Here is a 14911-nt window from a genome sequence, read left to right as displayed (position 1 = left end):
GGCGGCTCAGTAGGTCCAGTTCCGGAAGCTCGCTTCGCCGTCCAGGATGCGCTTGAAATGATCGCAGCCGTTGCCGGGGGCGGAAAAATGCGCCCAGACATGGGCGGCGAACAGCGACGGGTTCGAGGTCATGAAAAACGCATTGATCCGCGAGGTGTCCCGCGGGTCGGTGCCTGCGGTCTGATCAAGGAAAATCCGGCGGCTTTGCGGTGCGAGGCTTTGAATCTGCATCGCGTAGGCCATGTACTCGTGATCCATTTCGCTCAGCCTGTCCGGGTGGGACTGGTGGGCGAGCAGGTGGGTCAGTTCGTGGGCGATCAGGCTTGCGAACATTTCGCGGGCGGGGATTCGGGTGAAAACATCGCCGTCCTCGATATTTCGGGGGATGAAATCGGGCGCGGTCACCTGGATCGCTTGGGTGGTGCAATCGGCGAAGGCGACGCAATCGTTGCCCAGCGGATGGCGGACCTGTTCCACCACCGAAATCAGCACCGGTTCACGCTGCGGCAGGTGGCAGGCAGCCAGATTTTGCAGGGCTTTTTCGGAACTGGTGCAGACCAGATCGGCGGTTTCGCCGTCGGGGGCGTCGACCCGGATGGCGGGGTTGGGGCAGGCGATGGGGTCCGAGAGGGCGGCGGCCGGAAAAAACAGGGCCGCGCAAAGGGCACTTCGCGCGAGGGAAGGCAGAAATCGTGAAAACAAAAACCTGGTCATGCCGGGGCAGTATACCCGGCATGACCGATTTTACCTAGCGTCAGCCGTTGGCCTTGGCCATCCGCTTGCGCTCATGCGGGTCAAGATAGCGCTTGCGCAGACGGATCGCGTTCGGTGTGACCTCGACCAGTTCGTCGTCGTTGATATAGGCGATGGCCTCTTCCAGCGACAGGGTGATCGGCGTGGTCAGGCGGACCGCTTCGTCGGTGCCCGAGGCCCGCACGTTGGTCAGCTTCTTGCCCTTCAGCGGGTTCACTTCCAGGTCGTTGTCGCGGCTATGTTCGCCGATGATCATGCCCTGGTAGACCTTGGCCTGCGCCCCGATGAACAGACGGCCGCGCTCTTCGAGGTTCCACAGCGCATAGGCCACTGCCTCGCCGTCTTCCATCGAAATCAGAACGCCCGCGCGGCGGCCCGGGATCGGGCCCTTGAACGGGGTCCAGCCGTGGAACACGCGGTTCAGCACGCCGGTGCCGCGGGTGTCGGTCAGGAATTCGCCGTGATAGCCGATCAGACCGCGCGACGGCACATGGGCGATGATCCGGGTCTTGCCGGCGCCGGCCTGGCGCATTTCGACCAGGTCGCCCTTGCGCGCGCCGGTGAGCTTCTCGATCACCGCGCCCGAGTATTCGTCATCCACGTCGATGGTGACTTCCTCGACCGGTTCCATCCGCTGGCCGTCTTCTTCGCGCATGATCACCTGCGGGCGTGAGATCGACAGTTCGAACCCTTCGCGGCGCATGTTTTCGATCAGCACGCCCATCTGCAATTCGCCGCGGCCCGACACTTCGAAGGCTTCGCCGCCGGGGGTGTCGGCAATCTTGATCGCGACGTTGGATTCGGCTTCCTTCATCAGGCGTTCGCGGATCACGCGCGATTGCACCTTCTTGCCGTCGCGGCCCGCCAGCGGGCTGTCGTTGATGCCGAAGGTGACGGTGATGGTCGGCGGGTCGATCGGTTGCGCGTCGAGCGGTTCATCGACCGCCAGGGCGCAGATCGTGTCGGCCACGGTGGCCTTGGCCATGCCCGCGATGGACACGATGTCGCCTGCGACCGCTTCGTCGATGTCCTGCATCTGCAGGCCGCGGAAGGCCTGGATCTTGGTGACGCGGAACTGTTCGATCTTCTGGCCGATGCGCGACAGCGCCTGCACGGTGGCGCCGACCTTGACCTTGCCGGTTTCGACCCGGCCGGTCAGGATGCGGCCGACGAACGGGTCGGAGCCCAGCGTGGTGGCCAGCATGCGGAAATCTTCGCCCTGGTGGGCGATCTGCCGCGGCGCCGGGACGTGGTTGACGATCAGGTTGAACAGCGCGTGCAGGTCCTTGCGCGGCCCGTCCAGTTCCGCATCGGCCCAGCCGTTGCGGCCCGAGGCGTAGAGATGCGGGAAGTCGAGTTGGTCTTCGTCGGCGCCGAGGCTGGCGAAGAGGTCGAAACATTCGTCCAGCGCGCGGTCGGGTTCGGCGTCGGGTTTGTCGACCTTGTTCAGCACCACGATCGGACGCAGGCCCAGGGCCAGCGCCTTGGAGGTCACGAACTTGGTTTGCGGCATCGGGCCTTCGGCGGCGTCGACCAGCAGCACCACGCCGTCGACCATCGACAGGATGCGTTCCACCTCGCCGCCGAAATCGGCGTGGCCGGGGGTGTCGACGATGTTGATGCGGGTGTCTTTCCATTCCACCGAGGTCGGCTTGGCGAAAATGGTGATGCCGCGTTCGCGTTCGAGGTCGTTGCTGTCCATCGCGCGCTCGGCGACGGCCTGGTTTTCACGGAAGGCGCCCGATTGCTTCAACAGCTCGTCCACGAGGGTGGTTTTGCCGTGGTCAACGTGGGCGATGATGGCGATGTTGCGCAGATCCATGGGGATGTCCTTGGGTTGTTCGCGGTCCCGCTATACCGGATTGGCCGAAAAGGCCAGCGTTAAAGGCGCGGTTGCGACACTTGCGGCGCGGCAAGGCCCCGATTGCCCGTGTTTGGGGCGTGTGGGGCAGGGGCGGACGAAAAAAGCCGCCCGAAAGGGGCGGCTTTCAATTCCGGGCGTTGGGGCCGGATCAGAACGGGATTTCGTCGTCCAGATCGCGCGACGGAGCGCCGCCGCCCTGGCTGCCGCCCTGCGGGCCGCCGCCATAGCCGCCCTGATCGCCGCCGCCGTAGCCGCCGCCATAACCGCCCTGGTCGCCGCCGCCATAGCCGCCACCGCCGCCGCCTTCGCCGCGGCCGTCCAGCATCACCAGCGTGCCGTCAAAACCCTGCAGCACGATTTCGGTCGTATAGCGGTCCTGGCCGGACTGGTCCTGCCATTTGCGGGTTTGCAGCTTGCCCTCGAGATAGACCTTGGAGCCCTTGCGAAGATACTGTTCGCAGACGCGCACCAGCCCTTCCTGGAAGATCGCCACCGAATGCCATTCGGTGCGTTCGCGGCGTTCGCCGGTATTGCGGTCCTTCCAGGTTTCCGAAGTCGCGATGCGCAGGTTGCAGACCTTGCCGCCATTCTGGAAGGTGCGGACCTCGGGGTCGCGGCCCAGATTGCCCACCAGTATTACTTTGTTAATCGAACCGGCCATTATCATCTCCCCGTCGAGTCGTTTGGGCAATGGTTACACCACGCCCTGAAGGAAAGGTAAAGTTTTCAGAAACCTGCCTGGATCGCGCCTAAACCGGAGTTATAGACCCCGGTTCGAGCGGCGATTTGCACTGTGGTTCAATAGGTTTCGCCGCTGTCGTGGGCCAATTCCGGGGCAGGGCAATCACGCCCTGACAGGAGAAAAAATATGACAGGTTCGATTAAAGCGGTTGGATTCGGTTTGGTGCTGGCGTTGGCGGGGATGCCCGCGCTGGCTTCGGGCGAGGGAGTGATGCTGAACCAGGAAACCCGCGCCAAGATCGTCGAGAAGATGACCGGCGAAGGCTACGAGGTGCGCAAGGTCAAGACCGAGGACGGGTATTACGAAGTCTATGCGCTGAAGGACGGCAAGAAGCTGGAAATCTATCTCGACGCCGACCTGAACCCTGTGCGGACCAAGGGCGACGACTAAACCGGTTGTCGCGGGGCGCGGCCTAAGGGCCGTGCCCGTTCCGGGGTGAAGAGGAAACGAACATGACACAAAGCAATGTCTGGGACCCGCTGGTGCGGATGACCCATTGGGGCGTGGCGCTTGGCATCATTCTGAACGGCGCGATCGTCGACAAGGACAGCAATCTGCACGAAACCGTCGGCTATACCGTGCTGGCACTGGTCGGGCTGCGGTTGATCTGGGGTCTGATCGGTACCCGGCACGCGCGGTTCAGGGATTTCCCGCTCGATCCGGGCGCGGCGATGGAGCAGCTGTCGGACATGATCGGCGGGCGCAAGCGAATACACTTGGGGCACACGCCGCTTGGCGCGCTGATGATCTATAACCTGTGGGCGTCTATTCTGATGATCTGCCTGTCGGGATACATGATGACCACCAACACCTTCTGGGGCGTCGAATGGGTCGAGGAGGTCCACGAGTTGTTCGCCAACTGGGTGTTCTTTTCCGCTGTGCTACATGTCGCCGCAGTGATATTGGAAAGCCGCCGGACCGGGGTTAACTTGCCGCGTGCGATGGTGACGGGGGTCAAGACCCTGCCGGAAGAGAAGGCGACGTCTGCTTGAAACAAGACAAACCGTTCTTGCGCAAAGGGCTGGGGCTGGGATTGCTGATCCTGGCCCAGAGCTTTGCAGTCGTGTTTTTCCTGGCGGACATGTTCATGGATATGGTCGAATTCGGCGTCGGGGCCAGTTTCGTCAATCGGCACCTGATCATCGAATTGCTGGCCGCGCTGACGCTGATCTTGTCGGTCGGGGTCGAAATCCGCACCCTGGTCCGGCTGCTGCGACGGCAGGACCAACTGGTCCGTGGGTTGCAGATCGCGTCGGGGGCGCTGCACGACCTGATGCAGGCCTATTACGATAGCTGGGGGCTGACGCCGTCGGAACAGGACGTGGCCGGGTTCGTGATCAAGGGGCTGTCGATCGCCGAGATCGCCGATCTGCGCGGCACCGCGCCGGGCACGGTCAAGGCGCATCTCAACGCGATCTATCGCAAGTCGGGCGTGACCGGGCGCGGCGAATTGCTGAGCCTGCTGATCGAGGACCTGATGGCCACGCCCCTGTTGGACGAGGCGGAAACGCAGCGGTCCGCCGCCGAGTGGGGCGGCCGAGGCTGGAAATACCCACCGCGATCGGTATAGTGCGCCCGGGACATTGATGTGAGTGATTGCTATGCGGACGGGTTTTGCATTGGGACTGGCGCTTGCTTTGTGCGCCGCGACGGGCGTTCAGGCCGATGTTCTGTCGTCGAAATCGCGGGTGAAGCTGTTCAAGTCGCAGACCCGCGTTCTGGATAACCGCGCGGCGAGCCAATACAACAATTCGGTGCGGCTGAAACCGGCCACGGTGCACACGCCCACGAAATGGGGCACGCCCGGGTTCAACGGAAAATATGATGGGCCTTACCTGGACATGGCGCGATCCGCCGCGACCCGTCACGGGGTGCCCGAGGACCTGTTTCTTCGGCTGGTGCAGCAGGAATCGGGCTTCAATGCGCGGGCCAAGTCGCCCAAGGGCGCGTTGGGTTTGGCGCAGCTGATGCCGCAGACCGCCCGCGTGTTGGGCGTCGATCCGCATGATCCTTACGAAAACCTCGACGGCGGGGCGCGTTACCTGGCGCAGCAATATCAGCGCTTCGGGTCCTGGCGGCTGGCGCTGGCGGCCTATAATGCCGGGCCCGAGGCGGTGGAAAAGCACGGCGGCGTGCCGCCCTACAAGGAAACCCGCAATTACGTGAAGGTGATCTGGGGCAGCTGAGCGCCGCTTTGATTTTCGGACTGCGCCGTGGGCCGGGTTCCGCCCTGGCCTTCAATATCCGATAGAAACCCTCGGAAAATTGTCTTATGTCAAGTCGCAACGCGCGGGGCTTCGCTATGCGGGGTCCCGTGATTGCATGAAAGGACCGACCATGCCCGCAGCCAGGACTTTGACCTTCGCCTCCGTTCTCATCGCGGCGATGGGGGGCGGCGGGGCCTGGGCCGAGGACCTGATCTTCGGCAGCAAGGAAGCTTTGGGCGAGGCGCTGTTTTTCGACATGGACCTGTCGCAGACCCGCAGCCAGGCCTGCGCCAGCTGCCACCAGCCGGAATACGGTTTCGCCGATCCGCGCGGCGCGGTGTCGATCGGCGACGACGGCACCTCGCTGGGCGACCGCAATGCGCCGACCGCGAGCTATGCCGCGTTTTCGCCGCGCTTTCACCAGCGCGAGGATGGCGCGTGGATCGGCGGTCAGTTCCTCGACGGGCGGGCGGCGACCCTGGCCGAACAGGCGGGTGGCCCGCCGCTGAACCCGGTGGAAATGGCGATGCCCGACCGGGCCAGCGTGGTGGAACGGCTGCGCGAAAACGGCGATTACGTGGTGTCGATGCAGGCGCTTTACGGCGCGGATGTCTTTGCCGACAGCGACCGCGCCTTCGAGGCGATGACCGACAGTATCGCGGCCTTCGAGAAGACCGACTATTTCGCGCCCTTCGATTCCAAATACGACCGCTACCTGCGCGGCGAGGTCGAGCTGACGCCGGAAGAAGACCTGGGCCGGCTGCTGTTCTTTTCCGAGCAGTTCACCAATTGCAACCTGTGCCACCAGTTGCAGACCAGCCCGGTGTCGCAGCAGGAAACCTTCAGCAACTACGAATATCACAATATCGGCGTGCCGGTGAACACGGCGGTGCGCGAGGCCAACGGGAAGGGGCCGGATTACGTCGATAACGGGCTGCTGGAAAATCCGGCCGTCGACGATCCGGCGCAGGCGGGCAAGTTCAAGGTGCCGACCCTGCGCAATGTCGCGGTGACCGGACCCTACATGCATAACGGCGTGTTCGCGGACCTGCGCACGGTGGTTCTGTTCTACAACAAGTACAATTCCAAATCGGCCAAGCGGCAGATCAACCCCGAAACCGGTCAGCAATGGGCGGTGCCGGAGGTGGACGGCACCCTGTCGATGGAACAGCTGACCCATGGCCCGGCGCTGGAAGACGAGCGGATCGATGCGCTGGTGGCGTTCCTGAAGACGCTGACCGATGCGCGCTATGAGGATTTGCTGGAAGAGTAGGGGCCAGGAACAAGGCCGTAGGCCGCCGGGCCAGCGCCAGTCCGCCCGGACGGGCTGGCGCTTTCGAGGGCGCGCTCCAATGCCGATAACGTACATGGGCTTGGCTGGATAAACTGCCATGCTCCAAGCTTAGCAGCGCCATCCCGCGGACTGGCGCTGGCCCGGCTTCGTGCCTGTTGGACGGCTCAGCGCGCGGCCATGCCGCGGGCGCGGGCGGCGCGGCGCAGGTCGCTGGGCGACTGGCCGGTCTGGTTCTGCACGAAACGGGAAAAATAGGCGGCGCTGCCGAAGCCCAGCTGGCCAGCGATATCCTGCAGCGGCGTGGCGGTGGTTTCGATCAGGTCGCGGGCGGCGTAGAGGCTGCACTGGGCCAGCAGGTCGCCGGCGGTGTTGCCGCTGCAATCCTTGCAGGCGCGGGTCAGGTGGGTCGGCGTGACGCCCAGCATGCGGGCGTAATCGGCCAGCGCCAGACCCTCGGCATGGTGCTTGCCAATCAGTGCCGAGAAGGCGTTGACCAGCCGCTGCGCGCCGGTGGTTTTCTCGGTTGCGGGCAGTGCGGCGATGCGCCGGCGCAGGCTGACCGACAACAGCGCGGTATGGGCGCGGCAGGCATCCATGCGGAAAGGCTGATCCGAGCGCGCCTCTTTGTGGATCGCGTCCAGCGCGGCGGTGATTTCGGCCTGCGCCTGCACCTCGCGAAGTTGCAGCAGCCGCGGCTGGTCGGGCAGGTGGGATTGATCGGCCAGTTCGGGACTGAGCGACAGCACCAGCCCGCCGCCGGTGCGCCCCAGGTCGAGCGAAAACAACGTGCCCGGCGGCACGATGATGGCGCAATGGGCGCCGACGCCGCGGCGGCAGCCGTTCAGCGACGCCACCGCCTGTCCCTTGGTGGTCCAGATCAGCAGGTAATCGGGCAGGTCATGCGGCAGCGACAGCCGCCACGGCGCCCCATGGGTGAACTGGGCCGTGGTTTCCAGTGAAATCCGGTCGTCTTGTCTGTCATGCGTCATCGGCGGGTCCGAGTGGTCAGGGCCGGTTCATGGGCTAACACTTTGTCAGACTGACGGAATATGTAAAGGGATTTCCTTCGGGTCAGCTCTGCTCTGGGTTGAGCTTGCGCCAGTTGCGCATTTTCGAGCGGAACCATGTGCGTTGACGTTTGGCGAATTGGCGAGTGGCGATGGTGGCCGCGTCGCGGGCCTGATCCAGCGTCAATTCGCCTTGCAGATGCGCGATCAGCTCGGGCGCGCCGATCGCCTTGGCCGACAGTTTAGCGGGGGCCCAGTGGGGCAGGTTGGCGCGGGCTTCCTCCAGCGCGCCCTGATCCAGCATCATATCAAACCGCCGCGCGATGCGGGCGTTGAGCCAATCCTTGTCGACATCGAACAGGATCGGCACGGTCCGATCGAGCGGCAAGAGCGGCGGCGGCGTGTCGTCCTGCCAGGCGGCGATGCCGCGCCCGGTGGCGCGCAGCACTTCCCAGGCGCGCTGCACCCGCATCGGGTTCAGCTGGTCGATCCGAGCGCGGCTTTCTTCGTCGAGTTCGGCCAGCAATGCCTCGCGGCCGTCTTCAGCCATGCGGGTATCGGCCTCGGCGCGGATGTCTGGCGGGGTGGCGGGGATATCGGCCAATCCTTCGGTCAGCGCGGTGAAATAAAGCCCGGTGCCGCCGGTGATGATCGGGCGCTCGCCGCTCCGCAAAAGCGGCGCGATCTCGCGCAGCCAGTGGCCGACCGAGTAATCCGCATCGCCCGGGATGTGGCCGTAGAGAAGGTGCGGCGCCTCGGCCTCTTCCTCCACGCTCGGCCGGGCGGTCAGCACGCGCCAGTTGCCATAGACCTGGATCGCGTCGGCATTGATCACCACGCCGCCCTGTCGGCGCGCGATGTCCAGCGCCAGGGCGGATTTGCCCGAGGCGGTGGGCCCGGCGATTAGGACGGGGCGGTCGGCAGGGATATCGGTCAGGTCGAACATGGGGGGGGAGATAATGGCTCAAACGCCGTGGGGGAAGCCGGGTAAGGGGAAATTTCGTGAATAGCCCGGAACAAGGTCGTCAGTCTGCTGGGCCGGGCAGGGCCGGTTTCGGCGATAATCGCCCCAATGCGCCGATCTTTGATTGAACCTCGCGGCGATTTCCGACATTTTGCGGCCAATTCCAAGACTGCCAGATGGAGCATCGCATGGCCGCTGACGCCGAGACCCCCTCGACCCCGCTACCCGACACCAAGTTCAAACGGGTGATGCTGAAAATATCTGGCGAGGCGCTGATGGGCCCGCAGGGATTCGGCCTGCACCCGCCGACCGTCGAACGGGTCGCGCGCGAGGTCAAATCGGTGCACGACATGGGCGTGGAAATCTGCATGGTGATCGGCGGCGGCAACATCTTCCGCGGGCTGCAGGGATCGGCGCAGGGGATGGAACGCACCACCGCCGATTACATGGGGATGCTGGCCACGGTGATGAACGCGCTGGCGATGCAGGCGGCGCTGGAATCGCTGGGCGTCTTCACCCGGGTGATCAGCGCGATCCCGATGGACCAGGTTTGCGAGCCCTATATTCGCCGCCGCGCGGTGCGCCACCTGGAAAAGAAACGGGTCTGCATCTTCGCCGCGGGCACCGGCAACCCCTATTTCACCACCGACACGGCCGCGACGCTGCGGGCAAACGAGATGGCCTGCGAAGCGATCTTCAAGGGCACCAAGGTGGACGGCGTTTACGACAAGGACCCGGTGAAGTTCGACGACGCCAAGCGGTACGAGAAGGTCACCTATGACGAGGTGCTGGCGCAGCATCTGGGCGTGATGGACGCCTCGGCCATCGCGCTAGCGCGCGACAACAACCTGCCGATCATCGTCTTCAGCCTCGATGAGCCGGGTGGGTTCCGCGGCATTCTTGCCGGGCAAGGCACCTATACAACGGTAAACGGATAAGGCTAACCTGCCGTTGAGCGGTCAGCACCGGCCCTGACGGGCCGACAAGCAAGGAAGAACAAGATGTCTGAAGATTTCATGATTGACACCGACGACCTGCAGCGCCGGATGGAAGGCGCGATGGCAGCGCTGAAAACCGAATTCGCGTCGCTGCGGACCGGCCGGGCCTCGGCCTCGATGCTGGAACCGGTGATGGTCGAAGCCTACGGCCAGAAGACCCCGATCAACCAGGTCGGCACGATCAACGTGCCCGAACCGCGGATGGTGACGGTCAATGTCTGGGACAAGTCGATGGTCAACGCGGTGGAAAAGGCGATCATGAACAGCGGCCTGGGCATCAACCCCCAGACCAACGGCACCATCGTCATGCTGCCGATCCCCGAACTGAACGAGGAACGCCGCCGCGAACTGGGCCGGGTGGCCGCGCAATATGCCGAAAGCGCCCGGGTGGCGATCCGCAACGTGCGCCGCGACGGCATGGACCAGGTCAAGAAGGCCAAGGCCGACGGCATGTCGGAAGACGACCAGAAATTCTGGGAAAACGAGGTGCAGGACCTGACCAACAAGTTCATCGGCAATGTCGACAAGGCGCTTGAGACCAAGCAAGCCGAGATCATGCAGGTTTGAGCCGGATTACCCCGATGCTCAAGAAAACCGCCCCCGAAACCGGTACTGGGTCTGGTCCGCGCCACGTGGCCATCATCATGGATGGCAATGGCCGCTGGGCCCAGGCACGGGGGCGGCCGCGGCTGTTCGGCCACCACGCAGGCGCCCGCCGGGTGCGCGAGATCGTCGAGGCCTGCCCCGATCTGGGGGTCAAGTACATCACCATCTTCGCGTTTTCGACCGAGAACTGGAAACGCACCCAGGTCGAGGTCGCCGGGCTGATGAGCCTGTTCCGCCGCTATATCACCAAGGAAGCCAGGGCGCTGCATGACGAAGGCGTGCGGGTGCGGTTCATCGGCGACCGGGTGAAGCTGGACAAGAAGCTGGTCGACATGATGGACGAGCTGGAACAGCTTACCGCGAATAACGACCGAGTGCATCTGACCATCGCGTTGAACTATGGCGGCCGCGACGAGGTGGCGCGCGCCACCAAGCGGCTGGCGCAGGACGTGGCGGCAGGCAGGCTCGACCCCGATCAGGTGGACGAGGAAACGCTGCCGAAATACCTCGATACCTGCGTGCTGCCCGATCCCGACCTGGTGATCCGCACCAGCGGCGAGGCGCGGATTTCCAATTTCCTGCTGTGGCAGTCGGCCTATGCCGAGTACGAATTCATCGACACGCTGTGGCCGGATTTCACCCGCGATATCCTGGCCGGGCTGGTGCAGAATTACGGCACGCGCGAGCGTCGGTTCGGCGCGGTCAAGGCATGAGCGGGTCATCCAAATGGCAGGACCTGGCGCCGCGCGTCGGGTCTGCGGTGGTGCTGGTCGCGGTGGGCGGCTGGGCGGCCTGGATGGGCGGCACGGTGTTCCTGGCGATGATCGCGGCGCTGACCGGGCTGATGATCTGGGAACTGATGCGGATGCTGGCGCCGGAAAACGGCGCCGCGCGGATCTGGATGGGGCTTTTGTGCGCCGGGGTGATGGCGATGACGGCTTACCTGCCGGGGCAGGCGCTGCTGCCGGTGCTGCTGGCGCCGGTGCTGGCGGGAATGTCTTCGGTCAAGGATCACAAGGCGATCTGGCTGGCCTATGCGCCGGTGATCCTGCTGGGCGCCTTCGGCGCTCTGAGCCTGCGCGCGACCGGGCTGACCTGGGTGATCTGGCTGGTGGCGGTGGTCGCTGCGAGCGACATCGCCGGGTATTTCGCGGGCCGGATGCTGGGCGGGCCGAAATTCTGGCCCCGCGTCAGCCCGAAAAAGACCTGGTCGGGCACCGTGGCGGGATGGATCGCCGCCGGGCTGGTGGGTTTTGGCTTCATGACCTACGGCGCCGCCGGGGCGGCGATCGTGGTGGTCAGCGTGATCATGGCCTTCGCCGGGCAGCTGGGCGATGTCGCCGAAAGCGCGGTGAAGCGCAAGGTGGGGGTCAAGGATGCCTCCAACCTGATCCCGGGCCATGGCGGGTTCCTGGACCGGTTCGACGCCATGCTGGGCGCGCTTCTGCTGGTGCTGATCGTGCGCATGGTGACCGATTTCCTGCCGGGGGCCGGATGAGACGGGTTTCGATTTTCGGCGCAACGGGGTCCATCGGACAGAACACCATCGACCTGATCGCGCGCGATCCGGACGCCTACGACGTGGTCGCCCTGTCGGGCGGGCGCAATATCGTGCAGCTGGCCCGCGACGCGCAGGACCTGCGCGCCGAGGTGGCGGTGACGGCCTATCCCGAAATGCTGCCCGACCTGCGCGAGGCACTGGCCGGATCGGGGATCGAGGCGGCGGCGGGGCAGGGCGCGTTGCTGGAAGCGGCGCAGCGGCCCGCCGATTGGGTGATGTCGGCCATTGTCGGTTCGGCCGGTCTGGCGCCCGGTTTGAAGGCGTTGGAACAGGGGGCGACGCTGGCGCTCGCCAACAAGGAATCGCTGGTCGCTGCCGGGCCGCTGCTGATGGACACCGCACGCAAGCACCAGGCCCGCGTGCTGCCGGTGGACAGCGAACATTCGGCGATCTTCCAGGGGCTGGTCGGCGAAGAGATCGACGCGGTCGAACGCATCATCATCACCGCCAGCGGCGGCGCGTTCCGCGACTGGCCGCTGGAAAAGCTGGCCACCGCGACGCTGGCCGAAGCATCCAGCCATCCCAATTGGGACATGGGGCAGCGGATCACCATCGACAGCGCCTCGATGTTCAACAAGGCGCTGGAAGTCATTGAGGTGAAGGAATATTTCGGCGTGCGCCCGGACCAGATCGAGGTGCTGGTGCATCCCGAATCCATGGTGCATGCGCTGGTCGGTTTCAACGACGGGGCGCTGATGGCGCATCTGGGCGCACCCGATATGCGCCACGCCATCGGGTACGCGCTGCACTGGCCGGAGCGCAAACCGCTGCCGGTGGAACGGCTGGACCTGGCCAAGATCGGCCAGCTGAATTTCCGCGCCCCCGATCCGGCGCGCTATCCGGCGCTGCGGCTGGCCTATGAGGTGATGGAGGCGGGCGGGCTGTCCGGTGCCGCCTTTAACGCCGCGAAAGAACGCGCTTTGGATTATTTCATCGCCGGGCGCATCGGCTTTCTGGACATGGCACGGATTGTGGAAGACGTTCTGGATGCTATGTCGAAGGAAGCGGGCCTGATCGGGGCCGCGGTCACACTTGATAATGTTGCGCGGATTGACCAAATGGCCAGAGAACAGGCCGACCGGCTGATCGGTGCGCGGGTTTAAAAGATAGAAGAGGCAAGAGCTTGGATTTCATTTCGCAGATTCCCGCATTTGGCGGCATGCTTTCGACCCTGTTGGCCTTTGTCGTCGCCCTGTCGGTGATCGTGGCGGTGCACGAATACGGCCATTACATCGTCGGCCGCTGGTCGGGCATCCATGCTGAAGTGTTTTCCCTCGGCTTCGGGCCGGTGCTGTTTTCGCGCGTCGACAAGCGCGGCACCCGCTGGCAATTGGCCGCCTTGCCCTTCGGCGGCTACGTCAAGTTCCTGGGCGATTCCAACGCGGCTTCGGTCGGCAGCGACGGCGAGGCGATCAAGGCGATCACCCCCGAAGAGCTGCGCCACACCATGCTGGGCGCGCCGTTGTGGGCGCGGACCGCGACGGTGGCGGCCGGGCCGGTGTTCAATTTCCTGCTGTCGATCACCCTGTTCACCGTGATCGGGTTCACCAACGGGGTGGTCAAGGAGCCGCTGACCGTGGGCGCCTTGCAGCCGATGCCGCAGGCGGTGGCCTTGCTGCCGGGCGACGAAATCGTGTCGATCGGCGGGCAGGATGTGCCGTCCTTCGACGATCCGGATTTCGGCGATTTCCTCGACAATCTGCCGCTTGAGCGGGAACTGGATTACGTGGTGCGCCGCGATGGCGGGATGGTCGATCTGCGGGCACCTTACCCGATGCCCGCCGCGATCCGGCAACTGGCGCCGCAGTCTGCGGCCTATGATATCGATCTCAAGGTGGGCGACGTGATCACCGGCGTCGACGGCCAGCCGGTTTTCGCCTTCGGGCAGCTCAAGGATGCCGTCGAGGCCGCCAACGGCAAGCCGCTGAGCCTGACCGTGTGGCGCGAGGGCGTGGAAGCGCCGCTTGAATTCGTGCTGGCGCCGCGCCGGGTGGATGAACCGAAACCCGGCGGCGGGTTCGAAACCAACTGGCGCATCGGCATCGTCGGCGCGCTGCTGGTGGAACCGGCGACCGAATTGCCGAGCATTGGCAGCGCGCTGTCCAATGGCGTCATGGTGACCTGGGAAATCGTCGTCAGTTCGCTGTCGGGGCTGTATCACATGGTGATCGGCGCGATCAGCACCTGCAACATGTCGGGGCCCCTGGGCATCGCCGAAGTGTCCGGCGCGATGGCCAGCCAGGGCACCCAGAGCTTCGTCTATTTCATCGGCGTGCTGTCGACCGCGGTGGGGCTGTTGAACCTGTTCCCGATCCCGGTCCTCGATGGCGGGCACCTGGTGTTCTTCGGCTACGAGGCGGTCAGCGGCCGGCCGCCCAGCGAAAAGGCGATGAATATCCTGATGCGGGTCGGGCTGACGCTGATCCTGGGCATGATGCTGTTCGCGCTGTTCAACGATATTTTCTGCCCGTAACCGTGGGGTTTCCATCGCTCTGACCCGAATCCGCCCCATTGCTGCCGCATTTTCTCACTAGTCAGAAAGTGCAGGTAAGGCCGCCGAAGGTGGTGGAAATCCTGCGAAAGGGGCGGCTGCCCCGCAAACGGGACGGATAGAGCGATGCAGACACTTCATAACGGATATCGGGGGCTGAGCCTTCTTCTGCTGCTGAACTGGGACCGTATCCTGGTCCTGCTGGCGATCATCGCCGCGTTGGGGATCAACGCCTTCCTGCGTGGCTTCTGAGGAAATTCAGCGAATTCAATGCGAACACCCGCCGGTCCCCCGCGCGGGTGTTTCTTACTTTTGACAACGGCCCGCAATCCCGATACTCAGATTGAGAATGGGATGTCTGACTGGGTTGATTGAATGACCGACTTTATCAAGGGTCGGCGCGGTGTACGTGCCTCGACTGCAA

17 protein-coding genes are annotated in these 14911 nt (G+C 64.4%); 12 read left to right on the top strand and 5 right to left on the bottom strand.

Annotated elements, in window-relative coordinates; translation table 11 throughout:
• Window positions 1-6: 6 nt before the first annotated feature.
• The 3 genes from GR167_RS03520 to ssb form a co-directional block, all read right to left on the bottom strand.
• On the bottom strand, window positions 7-702 hold the full coding sequence (locus tag GR167_RS03520) for a DUF6639 family protein (protein ID WP_160972060.1): 696 nt from the start codon (window positions 700-702) through the stop codon (window positions 7-9).
• Window positions 703-754: 52 nt separating this feature from the next.
• Window positions 755-2575: a translational GTPase TypA gene (gene typA, locus GR167_RS03515; protein WP_160972059.1), complete on the bottom strand. Its 1821-nt coding sequence runs from the start codon at window positions 2573-2575 to the stop codon at window positions 755-757.
• A gap of 190 nt (window positions 2576-2765) precedes the next feature.
• Window positions 2766-3278, bottom strand: a complete 513-nt coding sequence (gene ssb, locus GR167_RS03510) for a single-stranded DNA-binding protein (RefSeq protein ID WP_160972058.1) — start codon at window positions 3276-3278, stop codon at window positions 2766-2768.
• Between the two features lie 207 nt (window positions 3279-3485).
• Between ssb and GR167_RS03505 the strand changes: the two genes are divergently transcribed.
• The 5 genes from GR167_RS03505 to GR167_RS03485 all read left to right on the top strand — a co-directional run bounded on the left by GR167_RS03505 (window position 3486) and on the right by GR167_RS03485 (window position 6839).
• On the top strand, window positions 3486-3749 hold the full coding sequence (locus GR167_RS03505) for a PepSY domain-containing protein (protein WP_160972057.1): 264 nt from the start codon (window positions 3486-3488) through the stop codon (window positions 3747-3749).
• A 62-nt stretch (window positions 3750-3811) separates the two neighbouring features.
• Window positions 3812-4351, top strand: a complete 540-nt coding sequence (locus tag GR167_RS03500; protein ID WP_160972056.1) for a cytochrome b/b6 domain-containing protein — start codon at window positions 3812-3814, stop codon at window positions 4349-4351.
• Entirely contained in the window at window positions 4348-4929 is a 582-nt protein-coding gene (locus GR167_RS03495; RefSeq protein ID WP_235915832.1) for a helix-turn-helix transcriptional regulator, read from the top strand. Before GR167_RS03500 ends, GR167_RS03495 begins: the two co-directional genes overlap by 4 nt.
• A gap of 31 nt (window positions 4930-4960) precedes the next feature.
• Window positions 4961-5545, top strand: a complete 585-nt coding sequence (locus tag GR167_RS03490; RefSeq protein WP_160972055.1) for a lytic transglycosylase domain-containing protein — start codon at window positions 4961-4963, stop codon at window positions 5543-5545.
• Between the two features lie 199 nt (window positions 5546-5744).
• Window positions 5745-6839 carry a cytochrome-c peroxidase gene (locus GR167_RS03485; protein ID WP_212769855.1) on the top strand — a complete coding sequence of 365 codons (1095 nt, stop codon included), beginning with the start codon at window positions 5745-5747 and terminating at the stop codon, window positions 6837-6839.
• Window positions 6840-7024: 185 nt separating this feature from the next.
• Here the strand turns inward: GR167_RS03485 and GR167_RS03480 are convergent, their stop codons facing one another.
• Both GR167_RS03480 and miaA read right to left on the bottom strand, forming a co-directional pair.
• The gene (locus GR167_RS03480; protein WP_160972053.1) at window positions 7025-7849 is read right to left on the bottom strand and encodes a helix-turn-helix domain-containing protein; all 825 of its coding nucleotides are present in this window, start codon (window positions 7847-7849) and stop codon (window positions 7025-7027) included.
• Window positions 7850-7931: 82 nt separating this feature from the next.
• A complete protein-coding gene (miaA, locus tag GR167_RS03475; protein WP_160972052.1) occupies window positions 7932-8813 on the bottom strand; it encodes a tRNA (adenosine(37)-N6)-dimethylallyltransferase MiaA in 882 nt (293 codons plus the stop codon).
• A 206-nt stretch (window positions 8814-9019) separates the two neighbouring features.
• Here miaA and pyrH point away from each other — a divergent pair, with 206 nt between their 5' ends.
• The 7 genes from pyrH (at window position 9020) to GR167_RS20350 (ending at window position 14739) form a co-directional block, all read left to right on the top strand.
• The gene (pyrH, locus tag GR167_RS03470) at window positions 9020-9769 is read left to right on the top strand and encodes a UMP kinase (RefSeq protein WP_160972051.1); all 750 of its coding nucleotides are present in this window, start codon (window positions 9020-9022) and stop codon (window positions 9767-9769) included.
• 63 nt (window positions 9770-9832) lie between these two features.
• Window positions 9833-10396, top strand: coding sequence for a ribosome recycling factor (gene frr / locus GR167_RS03465; protein ID WP_160972050.1), 564 nt, complete (start codon window positions 9833-9835; stop codon window positions 10394-10396).
• Between the two features lie 14 nt (window positions 10397-10410).
• Entirely contained in the window at window positions 10411-11148 is a 738-nt protein-coding gene (gene uppS, locus GR167_RS03460; protein ID WP_160972049.1) for an undecaprenyl pyrophosphate synthase, read from the top strand.
• The gene (locus GR167_RS03455; RefSeq protein ID WP_160972048.1) at window positions 11145-11933 is read left to right on the top strand and encodes a phosphatidate cytidylyltransferase; all 789 of its coding nucleotides are present in this window, start codon (window positions 11145-11147) and stop codon (window positions 11931-11933) included. Before uppS ends, GR167_RS03455 begins: the two co-directional genes overlap by 4 nt.
• Window positions 11930-13099 (top strand): 1-deoxy-D-xylulose-5-phosphate reductoisomerase, encoded by a 1170-nt coding sequence (gene dxr, locus GR167_RS03450; protein ID WP_160972047.1) that lies wholly within the window; start codon window positions 11930-11932, stop codon window positions 13097-13099. The genes GR167_RS03455 and dxr overlap by 4 nt, the downstream gene beginning before the upstream one ends.
• A 20-nt stretch (window positions 13100-13119) precedes the next feature.
• Window positions 13120-14469, top strand: a complete 1350-nt coding sequence (gene rseP / locus GR167_RS03445; protein WP_160972046.1) for an RIP metalloprotease RseP — start codon at window positions 13120-13122, stop codon at window positions 14467-14469.
• A gap of 144 nt (window positions 14470-14613) precedes the next feature.
• The gene (locus tag GR167_RS20350) at window positions 14614-14739 is read left to right on the top strand and encodes a hypothetical protein (protein WP_268894212.1); all 126 of its coding nucleotides are present in this window, start codon (window positions 14614-14616) and stop codon (window positions 14737-14739) included.
• Window positions 14740-14911 lie beyond the last annotated feature (172 nt).

The sequence above is a fragment of the Thalassovita mangrovi genome (genome assembly GCF_009857745.1).
In the GTDB taxonomy this organism is placed as follows: domain Bacteria; phylum Pseudomonadota; class Alphaproteobacteria; order Rhodobacterales; family Rhodobacteraceae; genus Thalassobius; species Thalassobius mangrovi.
Note: the sequence above shows the minus strand (reverse complement) of the source record. Positions and strands in the feature narration are given on the sequence as shown.